This window comes from Acidovorax sp. FJL06 (assembly GCF_003852545.1).
Taxonomy (GTDB): Bacteria; Pseudomonadota; Gammaproteobacteria; order Burkholderiales; family Burkholderiaceae_C; genus Acidovorax.
This window is the reverse complement of record NZ_QAJR01000007.1, coordinates 66,863-81,832: the sequence shown is the minus strand read 5'-3', so window position 1 is coordinate 81,832 and position 14,970 is coordinate 66,863. Positions and strand designations below refer to the sequence as shown.

Genomic DNA, 14,970 nt, shown 5'->3' with positions numbered 1-14,970 from the left:
CGGCCCCAATGGGTCGCCCGTTGTCGCCGGTTTTTCCGTATTCTCAAGGCCCGCCCCCACCGATTCCACCGCCATGTCCGCCGTTTTCAACTTCACCTTTGTCCCCTGGTTCCGCTCGGTGGCGCCGTACATCCACAAGTTCCGCAACCAGACCTTCGTGATCGGGCTCACGGGCGAGGCGATTGCGGCGGGCAAGCTGCACAACATTGCGCAGGACTTGGCGCTGATCCAGGCCATGGGCGTGAAGATCGTGCTGGTGCACGGCTTTCGCCCCCAGGTGAACGAGCAGCTGGCGGCCAAGGGGCATGCGGCCAAATACTCGCACGGCATCCGCATCACCGACTCGGTGGCGCTCGACTGTGCGCAGGAAGCCGCCGGCCAGCTGCGCTACGAAATTGAGGCGGCCTTTAGCCAGGGCCTGCCCAACACGCCCATGGCCGGCGCCACGGTGCGGGTGATCTCGGGCAACTTCCTCACCGCGCGGCCGGTGGGCATCGTGGACGGGGTGGACTTCCAGCACTCGGGCCTGGTGCGCAAGGTGGACGTGGCGGGCATCCGGCAGACGCTGGACATGGACGCGCTGGTGCTGCTGTCGCCGTTTGGCTTCTCGCCCACGGGCGAGGCCTTCAACCTGAGCATGGAAGAAGTGGCCACCAGCGTGGCCATCGAGCTGCGGGCCGACAAACTGATCTTTTTGACCGAGGTGCCCGGCATCCGCATGCAGCCCGGCGAGCCCGAGAGCGAAGACAACCCCATCGACACCGAGCTGCCTCTGGCCGCCGCGCAGGCCCTGCTGGCCACGCTGCCCACGGCGCAGCAGCCCACCGACACGGGGTTTTACCTGCAGCACTGCGTGAAGGCCTGCAAGGCGGGCGTGGAGCGCAGCCACATCCTGCCGTTTGCGGTGGACGGCTCGCTGCTGCTGGAGGTGTACGTGCACGACGGCATCGGCACCATGGTCATCGACGAAAAGCTCGAGGAGCTGCGCGAGGCCACCATCGACGACGTGGGCGGCATCCTGCAGCTGATCGAGCCCTTCGAGAAGGACGGCACGCTGGTCAAGCGCGACCGCACCGAGATCGAGCGCGACATCGCCACCTACACCATCATCGAACACGACGGCGTGATTTTTGGCTGCGCGGCGCTCTACCCCTACCCCGAAGCCAAGACCGCCGAGATGGCCGCCGTGACGGTATCGCCGCAAAGCCAGGGAACTGGCGACGGCGAAAAGCTGCTCAAGCGCATCGAGCAGCGCGCGCGCCTGCTGGGGCTGGACAGCATCTTTGTGCTGACCACCCGCACCATGCACTGGTTCATCAAGCGCGGCTTCTCCCCCGTGGATCCGGACTGGCTGCCCGACGCCCGCAAGCGCAAGTACAACTGGGACCGCAAGAGCCAGGTGCTGGTCAAGAAGCTCTGAAGAACCGGGCTTCAAAATCACACAACCGTGCGGGCTGAGCCTGTTGAAGCGCTGCGCAAGGCTTCGACAGGCTCAGCCCGCACGGTTTGGAGAAATGCCAACCAAGGCCCGCCCTGGTCAAAGAACCTGCAGGCAGACTACCCTTGGCGCGCCGCCACCACAGCCCGCGCCACCTGGGCAATCGCCGCGTCCCGCTGCTCTGCTGACGCCGCTGACCGCGTGAGGTAGCAGGTCACCAGCACCGGTGCGCCGCCGCCCGGGGGCCAGAGCACGCCGATGTCGTTGGCCGTTCCGCTGTCGCCGGCCGTGCCCGTCTTGTCACCCACCTTCCAGCCCGGCACACCCGCGCGCAGGCGCTGGTCGCCCGTGCTCGTCTCCACCAGCCAGCGCTGCAGCCAGGCGCGGGATGTGGGGCTGAGCACATCGCCCAGCACCAGCTTGTGCAGCGTGTGCAGCATGGCCAGCGGCGTGGTGGTGTCGCGCGGGTCGCCCACCTTGGCTTCGTTGAGCGTGGGTTCGGTGCGGTCCAGCCGCGTGGCGGTGTCGCCCAGCGAGCGCACAAAGGCCGTGACCCCCGCAGGGCCGCCATGGCGCGCCAGCAGCAGGTTGGCGGCGGTGTTGTCGCTCAGGCTCACGGTGGCAGCGCAGAGCTCACCCACCGTCAGACCGCCGCCGTTGCCCGCGCGAGGGCCACTCACGGGCGAATACGCCACCACGTCGGTGGCCGCGTAGTGCACGCGCGCATCCAGCCGCTCCCGGCCCTGGTCCACCAGCGCCAGCATCCAACCGGCCAGCACGGCCTTGAAGGTGCTGGCCATGGCAAAACGCTCGTCCTGGCGCCAGCCCAGGGCCAGGCCCGATCCGGTGTCCAGCATGGCCACGCCCAGTCGGCCCTGGGCGGCGCGCTCGATGCCGGCCAGGGTCTCATTCCAGGTCCGCACGGTCCTGCCGCTGCCTTGCGTTCCCTGCCCGCTCCCGGCATTGCCAACGCCGGCGCAACCCCACAGGGGCAGCGCCGCAGCACCCATCAAGCCCAAGGAAAACTGTCGTCTTTGCATAAAAATTCGGCCCAAAATGGAAACAAGGCCCGAACGATAAGGACTCCCAGCCCCCAGCACCATCGACAATAATTGCCAACAGCCCCAAGAAAAACTTCCATCTCACAATGCACCTGCCGCTGAATGCCCTGCGCGCCTTCGAGGCCTCGGCGCGCCACCTGAACCTCACGCGCGCGGCGGAGGAACTGCACGTGACCCAGACCGCCGTGAGCCAGCACATCCGCAAGCTCGAAGACCGCCTGGGCAAGCCCCTGTTTCGCCGCCTGCCGCGCGGCCTGGCGCTGACGGACGAGGGCCAGGCACTGCTGCCCGTGGTGGTGGAATCGTTCGGCAACCTGGAGCGGGCGCTGGAAAAGCTGGGCGACACCCGCCCGCGCGAGGTGCTCACGGTGGGCGCGGTGGGCACTTTTGCCGTGGGCTGGCTGCTGCCCCGGCTGCGCGACTTTCAGCAGGCCTGCCCCTTTGTGGACCTGCGCCTCTTCACGCACAACAACCGGGTGGACATGGCGGGCGAAGGGCTGGACTGCGCGATCCGCTTTGGCGACGGCGCCTGGCATGGCACCCATGCCGAACGCATCATGGACGCGCCCCTGTCGGTGATGTGCTCACCCGCGCTGGCCCATGGCCTGCGCAACGCGGCCGACCTGGCGCGCCGACCGCTGCTGCGCAGCTACCGCACGGACGAATGGGCAGCCTGGTTCGACGCCGCAGGCGCGCCCTGCCCCGTGGTGCGCGGCGCGGTGTTCGACTCTTCCCTCACCCTGGCCGAGGCGGCGGCCCAGGGCGCGGGCATGGCGCTGCTGCCGGTGTGCATGTTCACCCATGAGCTGCGCCAGGGCCGGCTGGTGCAGCCGTTTGCGCAGGAACTGCCCCGGGGCGCCTACTGGCTCACGCGGCTGCAGTCGCGGCCCGCCACCGGGGCCATGGCGGCGTTCAGCGACTGGCTCAGGGCCCAGGCCCGCGCGCAGGGGCGCAGCGACACCATCAAATGAAAATCGGGCTGTAGCGCCCATCCATCAATCCCAAGCAGCTATTGAATCAATAGCGAAACCCATGCAAGCAAGGCGCGCCCCAGGCATCCAGGCTGGCCTCTATGCCGGGGGAGCGGCCAGCGCAGGATGCTCGGCCTGCGGCTGGTCCAGGTGGTAGCCCTGCACCATGTCCACGCCGAGCGTTTTGAGCATGTCCCAGATCTCCTGGCTCTCCACGAACTCTGCCACCGTGCGCCGGCCCAGCCCACGGGCCACGTCGATGATGGCGCGGACAAACACCTGGTTGTCGTGCTCGCGGGTGAGGTTGCGGATGAACAGCCCGTCGATCTTCAGCACGTCCACCTTGAGGTGCTTGAGGTAGGCAAACGATGCAAAGCCCGTGCCGAAATCGTCCAGGCACACCTGGCACCCGGTGCGGTGCAAGGCGTCGATGAACCGCTCGGCATCGCGCAGGTCGGACACCGCCGAGGTTTCCGTCAGCTCCACCAGCAGGCGCTGGGGCGCCACGCCCGCCGCCTGCAACTGGGCCGCGATGTAGGCCGGAAGGCTGGGGTCATCGAACGAGCGCGCCGAGATGTTGATCGCCAGCGCCGGAAGCTGGGGCAGCGCGCCCAGCATGGCAATGCTCTTGCGCGCCACCCAGCGGTCGATCTCCAGGATCTTGCCGCTCTTTTCCGCGTAGCCGATGAACTGCCGGGGCGCGATCAGCTGCGTGGAATCGGACTCATCCACCATGCGGATCAGCACCTCCAGATGGGCCAGCTCCCCGGTGGCGGCGTCATACACCCCTTGGTAGTGCAGGCGCAGCAGGTCATGCTCGATGGCCCTGGAGATGCGGTCGTTCCAGGCCAGGCGCGTGATCATTTCCTGCGATGCATGGTGGTCGGGCCGGTAGACGGACCAGCAGTTTTTGCCGAGGTGCTTGGCCTGGTACATGGCGGCATCCGCATGGGCCACCAGATCCTCGGCGTTGCTGGCATGCTGGGGCGCCAGGGCAATGCCCAGGCTGGTCGTCAGCCTCAGGCTCTGCCCTTCGATGCAGAACGGGCCTTGCGAAATGGCGCGGACGATGCGCTCGGCCAGGCGCCGGGCATCCTCCACCGAGGCATGGGGCATCAGCACCGCGAACTCGTCGCCCCCCAGCCGGCACAGGGTTTCCGTCTGGCGCACCAACGCCTGCACATCGCTGCCCACGCGCACCAGCACCGAGTCGCCGGTGCGGTGGCCAAACGTGTCGTTGATGGCCTTGAACTCATCGAGATCGAAGAACAGCAAGGCGCCCTGGCGCTCCTGCCGCTCGCTCCCACGGAAGAAGCGCTGCAGTTCATCCTCGAACCTGCGCCGGTTGTACAGGCCCGTGAGGGCATCGCGCTCGGCGAGGTAGATCAGCTGCGCCGCCGTCTGGCGCTCGCGCGTCACATCCTCGTGGATCCAGAGCCTCCCGATGTAACGCTTGTCGCTGTCATGCACAGGGTGCGATGTCAGCAACAGGGTCTGCCCGTCGCCCACATCCATCTCGTACCGGCTGGAGAGCCCTGGCGCCATCAGCGCCTCCTGCGCATGGCGCGCCAGGGCCGCCAAGGACGTGGGCCCATGCCCCACCGCCTGGAAGATGTCGCTGGCGGCACGGCCCACAAAGGCGGCCTCGTCGCCTTGTATGCGCCAGATTGTCAGAAACGCGGGGTTGCAGTAGGTCACCTGGTTCTCAGCGGTGACGAAGAGGATGCCCAGGTTCATCGCGCCCAGCAGCGCAAACAGGCGGGCGCGCTCCTCCTCCAGGCTGACCATGTACTGGCGCCGCTCGTCCACCTCGGTCTGCAAGGCCTGCGCATGCGCCGCCGCCATGGCGCGCTTCTGGACGAGCTCGGACACCATGCCGTCAAAGGCCCGGGCCAGGCGGCCGAGTTCGTCCTCCGTGCCCAGCGCCACGGGGTTCGGCGTCTGCCCCTGGCCCAGGGTGTCGACGGCCTCGGTCAGGCGCTGCAGCGGGCGCACCACCAGCGTGTTCACCCTCCTGCGCATGGACCACAGCACCGGCATCAGCCCCAGCAGGCCGATGGCACACAACCCCAGCATGCCCCACATCACCAGGCCGTCCACCCGCGACTGGGGCATGAGGTAGATCTGGTACCAGTTCGGCCCCCTAATCCGCGACCACGCAATCCATTGCGTTCCGTCGGCACTCAGGCCCGCGCCCCGGTCGGCATGCGCGTCCAGCACCATGCGGTGCACCTGCGCCAGCAACGGGTCCTTCAGGCTGGCGACCTGGAGCTGCCCATTCGCTGCGGCAATGCGCTCCCTCAACTCGGGATGGGAGATCAGGTCCCCCTCGGCGCTCAGGATCAGTTGCACGCCCTCCTGGTCGCGGCTGGCCACCACGGCGTCGAGCAGGGTTTCAATCGACAGGTCGTGCCCCACCGTGCCCACCCAGCGCCCCTGCCAGTCCAGGGGCTGGATCACCGACACCATCCAGGCCTTGGCCTGCTCGTCAAAGTACACCGGCGTCCAGAAGATGCGCCGCTCCGAGTTGCGCTGGGGGTCTGCGCCCCGCATGGTGGGGTAGTCGGCATTGCTGGCGTCTGCGGTGGCGCCACTGCCCCAGTCGACACCGCGCGCATAGACCATCAGGCCGTCTTCGACGAAATCCATGTACGCGGAAAAAAAGGGCGGCACCAGCGCAGGCCCCCGCTCCCTCAGAAGGTCGTAGCTGACGGCCGCACGCACGCGCGTGGATTCATCCGGGCCATTGGGGCCGTGGTGCAGGTACAGGGTGGGCGCATTGGCCGTATCGACCTTCCCGGGCCGAAGGCGCCAGAGCCCGTCCGGCCCGCGCGCAAACAGCTCATCGAACCGGCTGAGGGCGGCCTCGGTATCGGCAGCGCGCAGCCGCGTCAGCAAATCCTGCTGCACCTGCTGGGCGCTCTGCCCTGCCTGCACAAACAGCCCCTCGACAGCCTGCGCGCGCAACTCCACCGCCTGGCGCATGATCAGCGGCACCACATGGTCGGCAACGGCACTCATCGCTGCATACCCGAGCAGCGAGAGAAGGATCACCAAGCCCAGAAACAGCCCCCATATCGACAGGGACAGCCGGTGAATCACGGAAGTACGAAGCCGGGAGGTCAGCAAGCAAGGCCCCTCGAAAAGGTCAGGACGCGGGTCAGGACACGGATTGGGCGGTGGCTCAAGCGTTTCAACATGTTAATGGAATCCGGCGCAGGCAGGCGCTCCTGGCGCGTCCCCTGCCCGACAGCGTCCTGCATGCCCGGGGGGCCGATCCTACGCAAACCCCAGCGCCCCGATATCCACCCCATCCACCTGCCCCGCGTCCAAAAACGCCCGCCCGTACCGCAGGTACACCCCCTCGCGCACAAACACCTCGAACAGGTCCGGGTCGATGTGCCCGTTGTCCCGCATCCGGCACATGATCACCAGCGCCTGCGACAGGGTCATGCCGCTCTTGTAGGGCCGATCGGCGGCCGTGAGCGCCTCGAAGATGTCGGCAATGCCCATCATGCGGGCCTGCAGCGACATCTGATCGCGCGTGAGGCCGCGCGGGTAGCCCTTGCCGTCCATGCGCTCGTGGTGGCCGCCCGCGTACTCGGGCACGTTCGTCAGGTGGCGGGGCCAGGGCAGCGTTTCCAGCATCTTGATGGTGGCGACGATGTGGTAATTAATGGTGTCGCGCTCGGCCTGGTTGAGCGTGCCCGCGCGGATGGTGAGGTTCTCCACCTCCTCGGCCGTCAAGAAGCTGGTCTGCACACCCTGCGGGTTGCGCCAGTGCCGCATCACGGCAATGTCGCGCACGCGCTGCTGGTCCTCGGGGCGCATGGCCTCGGTGCCGGTGTTGCAGCGGCGCAGAAAGTTGCGCTCGTCCTCCAGCATCTGGATCTCTTGCTGCAGGCCCTGCAGCTCCTGGCCTTCGGCGCGCGCGTCCACCACCGGGCGCAGCGCCAATTGGCGGCGCAGCGCGGCCAGCTCGGCGTCGCGCTTCAAGACCTCGAAGCGCGTGTCCACCAGGCCGATGCGGTCGTAGATGGTCTGCAGCTTGGTGGCCTTGTCCACCACATGCACGGGCGTGGTGATCTTGCCGCAGTCGTGCAGCAGGCCGGCCATCTTGAGCTCGTAGCGGTCGCGTTCGCTCATCGTGAAGCCTGCCAGCGGCCCCTCGCGCGTGGCATCCACGGCCTCGGCCAGCATCATGGTGAGGGCCGGCACGCGCTGGCAGTGGCCACCGGTGTAGGGCGACTTCTCGTCGATGGCCAGGTTGATGAGGTTCACGAACGACTCGAACAGGCGTTCGAGCTGCGTGATGAGCAGCCGGTTGGTGAGCGCAATCGCCGCCTGCGAGGCCAGCGACTCGGCCAGGCTCTGGTCGGCCTGCGAGAAGGTGATGACCTCGCCCGTGTCCGGGTCGCGCGCATTGATGAGCTGCAGCACGCCGATGAGTTCGCGGTCGTGGTTCTTCATCGGCACCGTGAGGAACGACTGCGAGCGATAGCCCGTGCGCAGGTCAAACGCCCGCGTGCCTGAAAAATCAAACCCCGCCGCGCTGTAGGCGTCGGCGATGTTCACCGTGCGGTCGTGGATGGCGGCATGCGCAGCCACCAGCGAATCGTTGGGCGCGCCGTCAAAGGTGCGCAGGGGCAGCAGCGGCAGGTCGATGGGTTTGCCCGTGGTGCCGCCCAGGCGGATGTCCAGCGAGTCGGTGCGCAGGATCTCGAACTTGAGGGCCGACTGGTCCTCCGTCACGCTGTAGAGCGTGCCGCCATCCGCGCCGGTGATGGTCTTGGCCGCCTCCAGAATGTTCTCCAGCAGCCGGTCGATGTCCCGCTCGCGCGAGAGCGCCGCACCGATGCCGTTGAGCTGTTCGAGCCGGCGGAACAGATGGAGAGTGGATTCCTTGCTCATACGACCACCTTGGAAACAGCGTTGGTGACCCTGCATCGTAACGAAAGGTGACAGCTATCATCACCCCCTTCCCCCAAATTCACCCATTTCGTGGACCCGGTCACCCCCCGCTTTCTCACCGCCGCGCTCTACCAGTTTGTGGACCTGCCGGACTTTGCTGCCCTGCGAGCGCCCCTGCAGTCGCTGTGCGATGCCCACGGCGTGCGCGGCATGCTGCTGCTCGCACCCGAGGGCATCAACGGCACCATCGCGGGCGAGCCGCAGGGCGTGCACGCGGTGCTGGCCTGGCTGCGCAGCGACGCACGCTTTTCCGCCCTGCAGCACAAGGAGGCGCTGGCCGATCGCATGCCCTTCTACCGCATGCGCGTGCGGCTCAAGCGCGAGATCGTCACCCTGGGCGTGCCGGGCCTCAACCCCGCGCGCAACGCCGGCACCTATGTGAAGCCCGAGGACTGGAACGCCCTCATCGACGACCCCGGCGTGGTGGTGGTGGACACGCGCAACGACTACGAGGTGGGTATTGGCAGCTTCGAGCGCGCCATCAACCCGCACACCCACAGTTTCGCGGAGTTTCCGGCCTGGGTGGCGCAGCAGTCGCAGCCGGGCGGCGTGCTGGCGGGCAAGCCGCGCGTGGCCATGTTCTGCACGGGCGGCATCCGCTGCGAAAAATCCACGGCCTTCCTCAAATCACAAGGCTTTGACGAGGTGTATCACCTGGAAGGCGGCATCCTCAAGTACCTGGAAACCGTGCCCGAGGAGTCCAGCCGCTGGCATGGCGACTGTTTTGTGTTCGACGAACGCGTGTCCGTGGGCCACGGCCTGGTGCCGGGCCACCACCAGCTGTGCCGCTCCTGCCGCATGCCGCTGGGCGAGGCCGAACTGCAGTCGCCCCACTACGTGGCGGGCGTGAGCTGCCCCTACTGCCACGGCACCCGCACACCCGAGCAAGAAAGTGCCCTGGCCGAGCGCGAGCGACAGATGCAGCTGGCCCGGCAGCGCGGACAAGAGCACATCGGCGCACAGCAGCCCGGCCGCCCCGCGCGCACTGCAGCCAAGGACACGGGTGACGACGGCAGGGACGGCGCAACGTGACCGCCCTGCCCGTCCTGTACTCCTTCCGCCGCTGCCCCTACGCCATGCGCGCCCGGCTGGCCCTGGCGGTGAGCGGCCAGGCCTGCGAGTTGCGTGAAGTGGTGCTCAAGAACAAGCCCCAGGGTTTGTTGCAGGCATCACCCAAAGGCACCGTGCCCGTGCTGGTGCTGCCGGGTGGCGAGGTGCTGGAGCAGAGCCTGGACATCATGCTCTGGGCACTTTCGCAGCGCGATCCCGAGGGCTGGCTCACGCCGAGCCAAGGCAATCTGGAGGACATGCAGGCGCTGATCGCAGAATGCGATGGCCCATTCAAGCACGCACTGGACCGGTGCAAGTACCCCAGCCGTTACCCCCATGCCGACATTGCAGCAGCGCGCGCAACCGCCGAGGCCTGGCTGGGTCTGCTGGACGCGCGCCTGTCCGCCCAGCCTCATCTGCTCAGCACCCATGCAGCCCTGGCCGATATGGCGATTGCCCCTTTTGTGCGGCAGTTTGCGGGGATGGATGCAGACTGGTGGGCAGCGCAGCCCTGGCCCCGCCTGCAGGCTTGGCTGGCGCAGTGGCAGGCCAGCGATCTTTTGGCCAGCGTGATGCACAAGCTGCCCGCATGGGTGGATGGCACCAAGGGCGTGCCGTTTCCGCACCGTGCCGGGATGGCAGACTGAATCCATCGCCACGGCCCTGCTTGAGATCGGTGCGGAGGGCACCATCTTCTTCAAACCACACCAAGCGCCAGGCCCCAACGGGTGCCAGACCGCTCGCTTTGTCGGCCATGCGCACTGCAACGCCCTCCCGGGCTTCGCGGCGCAGAGCCCTGTCCGAGAACCCCTGACTACCCAACATGAAGATCATCGACGAGATGCTGAACCTGGACCTGCTCACCCGCGAGCAGCACCTGCAAATCAGCGCATGGATAGCACACTCCTCCTCGCCTGACGAGATATTGCAAATGCCCGCCCCCCTGTGGCAGGCCGTGGAACGCGCCAGCCAGACCATGGGCATCAACGAGGACCTTCTGCGTCCGCCGTCGCTGGACGCAGGTGATGCCGTGCTCGGCTAGCCGGCCCCCTGGTGCCCGTTCAAACGCCCTGGGCGGTCGGCGCCGCTCGAAGCAGAAGGCCAGACGTTTGAAGCCCGTCCCGCAATGAAAAAGGCGCTCCGTTGAGCGCCTTTTTATAGGAGTCCGAGCATCACAGGCATCAAGCCACCGAGTAGCCCGAGCCCCCCTTGTGACCGCCCTTCAGGCCCCGCCCCAGCAACGCCAGCAGCACCACCGCAAACCCCACAAAGCAGACAAACGACCAGTTGGCAATCGAGCCGCCCAGAAAGGTCCAGTCCACCGCTGCACAGTCGCCCGAGCCCCGGAAGATCATGGGGATCGCCCGGCTGATGGGGTAGTTTTCGATCATGCCGTAGAAGTCGCGGCCGCAGGTGGCGACTTCGGGCGGGTACCACTGCAACCAGCTCTGGCGCGCGGCCACGAAGGCGCCGAAACCGGAGGCGATCAGGGCCAGCACGCTCCAGGTCATCCACCAACCTTTTGAGCCCCTGGCGCTTGCCAGGCCTGTGAAGATTGCTACACCAATGAGCGCATAGCGCTGCACGATGCACATGGGGCAAGGCTCCAGGCCCACCACATGCTGCAGGTACATGCCAAAAGCCAGCATGGCCACGCAGGCCGCACTGATCAGTGCCAGCACGCGGCGCGGGGCCTGATCGATCCAGTTCAACAACATCTTTGTTATCCCTCAAAGCCGCGCTGCACCTGGCGCGGCGCCCCAGGGGAAACAGCTCAGATACCAGCGGCGTGATCCAAGAACACTCGGGCGCGACGTGGTGTGACCACCAGCGTTTCGCCCTCTTTGAAACCCATTTCCTTGAACTGCTGCGCAGGGATCTGCGCTTCGATCAAGGGGTCTGGGGACGCATTGTCCGCTGGTTTGTGATCGCCCGAGGGAATAAGTTCCAGCCGCGCAATCGGCCCCACCACGATGGCCCGGCTGAGCTGGGCCACGATGCCGCGCGGGCGGCCCGCAGCGTCCAGGCCGGCGCCGGGCGAATAGCGCTCCACGTCCAGGTCGTGCGGGCGAACGTAGGCAAATGCCTTGGCGTTCTGCGCCGCCTGGTGTTCGGGCGAGTCGAGCTGCATGCCTTCCAGGTGCACCAGGCCTTCATGGGCGCGGCCATGGAACAGGTTCACGTCGCCCAAAAAGCCATAGACGAACGGGCTCGCGGGCTGGTCCCACACCTGCTGGGGCGAGCCGCTTTGCTCGATGCGGCCCTGGTTGATCACCACCACGCGGTCGGCCACTTCCAGGGCTTCTTCCTGGTCATGGGTCACGAAGATGCTGGTCACATGCAGTTCGTCGTGCAGGCGGCGCAGCCAGCGGCGCAGTTCCTTGCGCACCTTGGCATCCAGGGCGCCGAAGGGCTCGTCGAGCAACAGCACCTTGGGCTCCACCGCCAGGGCGCGGGCCAGGGCGATGCGCTGGCGCTGGCCGCCAGACAGTTGCGAGGGGTAGCGCTCGGCCAGCCAATCGAGCTGCACCAGCTTGAGCAGGTCCATCACCTTCTGTTTGATCTGCGCCTCGCTCGGGCGCTCGCTGCGGGGCTTCACGCGCAGGCCGAAGGCCACGTTCTCGAACACGGTCATGTGGCGGAACAGCGCGTAGTGCTGGAACACAAAGCCCACGTTGCGCTCGCGCACATGCACGTCGGTGGTGTCCTCGCCGCTGAAGTGGATGGTGCCCACATCGGCCGTCTCCAGGCCCGCGATGATGCGCAGCAGCGTGGTCTTGCCGCAGCCCGAGGGGCCGAGCAGCGCGATGAGTTCGCCCGAGGCGATGTCCAGGCTCACGTCGCGCAGCGCCTGGAAGTCGCCGAACTGCTTGCTGACGTTACGGATTTCAATGCTCATGTTCTGTGTTCCTTCACACGCCAGCGGGCGCGGGGCGCTCGGGCGGCAATTCGGCGGCAGCCTTCAAGGCCTGTTCGTTGCGGTGTTCGGCAATGGTCTTGATGACCAGGGTGACCAAGGCCAGCAAGGCCAGCAGTGAGGCTGCGGCAAACGCGGCCACCGACTGGTATTCGTTGTAGAGGATCTCGACGTGCAGCGGGATGGTGTTGGTCTGGCCCCGAATGTGGCCCGACACCACCGACACCGCGCCAAATTCGCCCATGGCCCGCGCGTTGCACAGGATCACGCCGTACAGCAGGCCCCACTTGATGTTGGGCAGCGTCACGTACCAAAAAGTCTGCCAGCCGGTAGCACCCAGCACGATGGCGGCCTGCTCCTCGTCGTTGCCCTGGGCCTGCATCAGCGGGATCAGTTCGCGGGCGATGAACGGAAAGGTCACGAACACCGTGGCCAGCACGATGCCGGGCACGGCAAAGATGATCTTGATGTCATGCGCCTGCAGCCACGGGCCAAACCAGCCTTGCGCGCCAAACATCAGCACATAGATCAGGCCCGCCACCACGGGCGACACCGAGAAGGGCAGGTCCACCAGCGTGGTCAAGAAGGCCTTGCCCTTGAACTCGTACTTGGCAATGCACCACGCGGCTGCCACGCCGAACACGAGGTTCAGCGGCACGGCGATCAGCGCGGTGATCAGCGTGAGCTTGATGGCCGACCAGGCATCGGGCTCGCGCAGGCCTTCCAGATACGCGCCAAAGCCTTTGCGCAGCGCCTCGGCAAACACGGCGGCCAGCGGCAGCACCAGAAACAGCAGCATAAAGCCCAGCGCCAGCGTGATGAGCGTGTAGCGCACCCAAGGGGCTTCTGTGGTGCCCGCCTGGGCACGCCGAACAGTGCGAGAGTTGTTGCCGCTCATGCTGGAGCCCCCGCGTGACGCCGCTGCCAGGCTTGCAGCGCATTGATGACGAACAGCAGGATGAAGGAGATGACCAGCATCACCACGGCCACGGCCGTGGCGCCCGCGTAGTCGTACTGCTCCAGCTTGCCGATGATGATGAGGGGCGTGATCTCGGACACCATGGGCATGTTGCCCGCGATGAAAATCACCGAGCCGTATTCGCCCACCGCCCGCGCAAACGCCATGGCAAAGCCGGTGAGCAGAGCGGGCGTGATGGAGGGCAGGGAGATGAGCTGTTCAGCCAGGTGCAGGGTGCGGGACATGGGGGGCAGGGGGTAAACAGAGGCGTTCAAAGGCGCTCAAACGAAGGGTTGTCCGAAGCGCGGTACAAGCAAACGGGGATGACATCCAACAAGGGCGCCGCCCCGCTCGGGAGAAGGCGCCCCAGGCGACGCGGGGGCATCATGCCGCCGGTTTGACGTCCAGCACGATCTCGGTGAACGAAGGCGCGTCATCGGGCGTGTCGCGCGCTTCCTTCTGGGCCTTGGCTGCGTTGGCCGCCAGGGAGAAGTCGTTTTGCAGGCGCCACATGAGGTTGGTGGGCGAGTCGGCGTAGGCCATGCCTTCCTTGCGGTCGATCTTGGCATCCATGATGAGGTGGGCCAGGGCCTCCTCGAAAGTCTGCGAGCCTTCGGCCATGGACTTTTCCATGGCCTCCTTCACACCGGAGAAATCGCCTTTCTCGATCAGGTCGGACACGAGCTTGGTGTTGAGCATGACCTCGACCGCCGGCGCACGGCGCCCGTCCAGCGTGCGCACCAGGCGCTGCGAGATGATGGCCTTCATGGCCGAGGCCAGGTCCCCCAGCATGGTGGGGCGCACTTCCACGGGGTAGAAGGACAGGATGCGGTTGAGCGCGTGGTAGCTGTTGTTGCCATGCAGCGTGGCCAGGCACAGGTGGCCCGACTGGGCATAGGCAATGGCGGCCGACATGGTTTCGCGGTCGCGGATTTCGCCGATCAGGATCACATCGGGTGCCTGGCGCAGCGCGTTTTTCAGTGCGGTCTGCAGCGACTGCGTGTCGCTGCCGATCTCGCGCTGGTTGACGATGGATTTCTTGTTCTTGAACTGGTATTCGACCGGGTCCTCGATGGTGAGGATGTGGCCGGTCAGCGATTCGTTGCGGGTGTCGATCATCGACGCCAGCGAGGTGCTCTTGCCCGAGCCGGTGGCGCCCACCATCAGGATCAGGCCGCGTTTTTCCATGATGAGCTCGCGCATCACGGGCGGCAGGCCCAGGGTGTCGAATTCGGGAATCTGTTGCGAGATGAAGCGGATCACCACCGCGTAGCTGCCGCGCTGGCGCATGGCGCTCACACGGAAGCGCCCCACGCCGCTGAGCGGCACGCCCATGTTGAGTTCGCCGGTTTCTTCCAGCTCCTCGATGCGGTCCGGGGGCACCACCTCGGAGAGCAGATTGCGCGGCGCATCGGGTGGCAGGACCTGGTTGTTGATGGGCACGCATTCGCCGTTGATCTTGATCAGCGCCGGGGCGTTGGCCGACAGATAGACGTCAGAGGCCTTTTTCTCTGCCATCAGGCGGAGAATGCGTTCCATCGTGCTCATGGTGTGTCCCTCTTGTTGTCGGTTTCTGTCGGTGGGGCGAACGGCCGGGGCCGTCC

Annotated in this window: 12 protein-coding genes and 1 pseudogene; 5 read left to right on the top strand and 8 right to left on the bottom strand. The window is 66.5% G+C overall.

Translation table 11 applies throughout. The features are described from left to right. Positions 1-73: 73 nt before the first annotated feature. Positions 74-1,420, top strand: coding sequence for an amino-acid N-acetyltransferase (argA, locus tag DBV10_RS04880; protein ID WP_124511194.1), 1,347 nt, complete (start codon positions 74-76; stop codon positions 1,418-1,420). Positions 1,421-1,557: 137 nt separating this feature from the next. Here the strand turns inward: argA and bla are convergent, their stop codons facing one another. Beyond that, complete coding sequence (gene bla / locus DBV10_RS04875; RefSeq protein ID WP_124511192.1) at positions 1,558-2,478, bottom strand: class A beta-lactamase; 921 nt, start codon at positions 2,476-2,478, stop codon at positions 1,558-1,560. A gap of 107 nt (positions 2,479-2,585) precedes the next feature. Between bla and DBV10_RS04870 the strand changes: the two genes are divergently transcribed. Further along, complete coding sequence (locus DBV10_RS04870; protein ID WP_124511190.1) at positions 2,586-3,470, top strand: LysR family transcriptional regulator; 885 nt, start codon at positions 2,586-2,588, stop codon at positions 3,468-3,470. Positions 3,471-3,569: 99 nt separating this feature from the next. On the opposite strand, the gene DBV10_RS04865 is transcribed toward DBV10_RS04870, so the two are convergent. Beyond that, positions 3,570-6,491 (bottom strand): EAL domain-containing protein, encoded by a 2,922-nt coding sequence (locus tag DBV10_RS04865; RefSeq protein WP_124511188.1) that lies wholly within the window; start codon positions 6,489-6,491, stop codon positions 3,570-3,572. A gap of 258 nt (positions 6,492-6,749) precedes the next feature. Further along, positions 6,750-8,381, bottom strand: coding sequence for an HD family phosphohydrolase (locus DBV10_RS04860; RefSeq protein WP_124511186.1), 1,632 nt, complete (start codon positions 8,379-8,381; stop codon positions 6,750-6,752). A gap of 90 nt (positions 8,382-8,471) precedes the next feature. On the opposite strand from DBV10_RS04860, the gene DBV10_RS04855 reads away from it, so the two are divergent. The 3 genes from DBV10_RS04855 (at position 8,472) to DBV10_RS04845 (ending at position 10,533) form a co-directional block, all read left to right on the top strand. Continuing rightward, positions 8,472-9,473, top strand: a complete 1,002-nt coding sequence (locus tag DBV10_RS04855) for a rhodanese-related sulfurtransferase (RefSeq protein ID WP_124511184.1) — start codon at positions 8,472-8,474, stop codon at positions 9,471-9,473. Next, positions 9,470-10,138, top strand: coding sequence for a glutathione S-transferase (locus tag DBV10_RS04850; RefSeq protein ID WP_124511182.1), 669 nt, complete (start codon positions 9,470-9,472; stop codon positions 10,136-10,138). The genes DBV10_RS04855 and DBV10_RS04850 overlap by 4 nt, the downstream gene beginning before the upstream one ends. A gap of 176 nt (positions 10,139-10,314) precedes the next feature. Continuing rightward, positions 10,315-10,533: a hypothetical protein gene (locus tag DBV10_RS04845; RefSeq protein ID WP_124511180.1), complete on the top strand. Its 219-nt coding sequence runs from the start codon at positions 10,315-10,317 to the stop codon at positions 10,531-10,533. A gap of 139 nt (positions 10,534-10,672) precedes the next feature. Here DBV10_RS04845 and DBV10_RS04840 read toward each other — a convergent pair whose 3' ends face one another. From DBV10_RS04840 to DBV10_RS04820, 5 genes and pseudogenes are all read right to left on the bottom strand, one after another. Continuing rightward, positions 10,673-11,209, bottom strand: coding sequence for a disulfide bond formation protein B (locus tag DBV10_RS04840; RefSeq protein WP_124511178.1), 537 nt, complete (start codon positions 11,207-11,209; stop codon positions 10,673-10,675). A 56-nt stretch (positions 11,210-11,265) separates the two neighbouring features. Further along, positions 11,266-12,390, bottom strand: coding sequence for a sulfate/molybdate ABC transporter ATP-binding protein (locus DBV10_RS04835; protein WP_124511176.1), 1,125 nt, complete (start codon positions 12,388-12,390; stop codon positions 11,266-11,268). Positions 12,391-12,403: 13 nt separating this feature from the next. Continuing rightward, positions 12,404-13,306 carry a sulfate ABC transporter permease subunit CysW gene (gene cysW / locus DBV10_RS04830; protein WP_124511174.1) on the bottom strand — a complete coding sequence of 301 codons (903 nt, stop codon included), beginning with the start codon at positions 13,304-13,306 and terminating at the stop codon, positions 12,404-12,406. Then, positions 13,303-13,578 (bottom strand): annotated as a pseudogene (locus tag DBV10_RS04825) (ABC transporter permease subunit); the annotation flags it as partial. The pseudogene DBV10_RS04825 and the gene cysW, both read right to left, overlap by 4 nt. A gap of 172 nt (positions 13,579-13,750) precedes the next feature. Next, complete coding sequence (locus tag DBV10_RS04820; RefSeq protein ID WP_124511172.1) at positions 13,751-14,914, bottom strand: PilT/PilU family type 4a pilus ATPase; 1,164 nt, start codon at positions 14,912-14,914, stop codon at positions 13,751-13,753. Positions 14,915-14,970: the final 56 nt, after the last annotated feature.

What these genes read in the sequence shown, in the direction of transcription:
- argA (WP_124511194.1), top strand. Translation starts at nt 74, where the DNA reads ATGTCCGCCGTTTTCAACTTCACCTTTGTCCCCTGGTTCCGCTCGGTG.
- bla (WP_124511192.1), bottom strand. Translation starts at nt 2,478, where the DNA reads ATGCAAAGACGACAGTTTTCCTTGGGCTTGATGGGTGCTGCGGCGCTG.
- DBV10_RS04870 (WP_124511190.1), top strand. Translation starts at nt 2,586, where the DNA reads ATGCACCTGCCGCTGAATGCCCTGCGCGCCTTCGAGGCCTCGGCGCGC.
- DBV10_RS04865 (WP_124511188.1), bottom strand. Translation starts at nt 6,491, where the DNA reads ATGAGTGCCGTTGCCGACCATGTGGTGCCGCTGATCATGCGCCAGGCG.
- DBV10_RS04860 (WP_124511186.1), bottom strand. Translation starts at nt 8,381, where the DNA reads ATGAGCAAGGAATCCACTCTCCATCTGTTCCGCCGGCTCGAACAGCTC.
- DBV10_RS04845 (WP_124511180.1), top strand. Translation starts at nt 10,315, where the DNA reads ATGAAGATCATCGACGAGATGCTGAACCTGGACCTGCTCACCCGCGAG.
- DBV10_RS04840 (WP_124511178.1), bottom strand. Translation starts at nt 11,209, where the DNA reads ATGTTGTTGAACTGGATCGATCAGGCCCCGCGCCGCGTGCTGGCACTG.
- DBV10_RS04835 (WP_124511176.1), bottom strand. Translation starts at nt 12,390, where the DNA reads ATGAGCATTGAAATCCGTAACGTCAGCAAGCAGTTCGGCGACTTCCAG.
- cysW (WP_124511174.1), bottom strand. Translation starts at nt 13,306, where the DNA reads ATGAGCGGCAACAACTCTCGCACTGTTCGGCGTGCCCAGGCGGGCACC.
- DBV10_RS04820 (WP_124511172.1), bottom strand. Translation starts at nt 14,914, where the DNA reads ATGAGCACGATGGAACGCATTCTCCGCCTGATGGCAGAGAAAAAGGCC.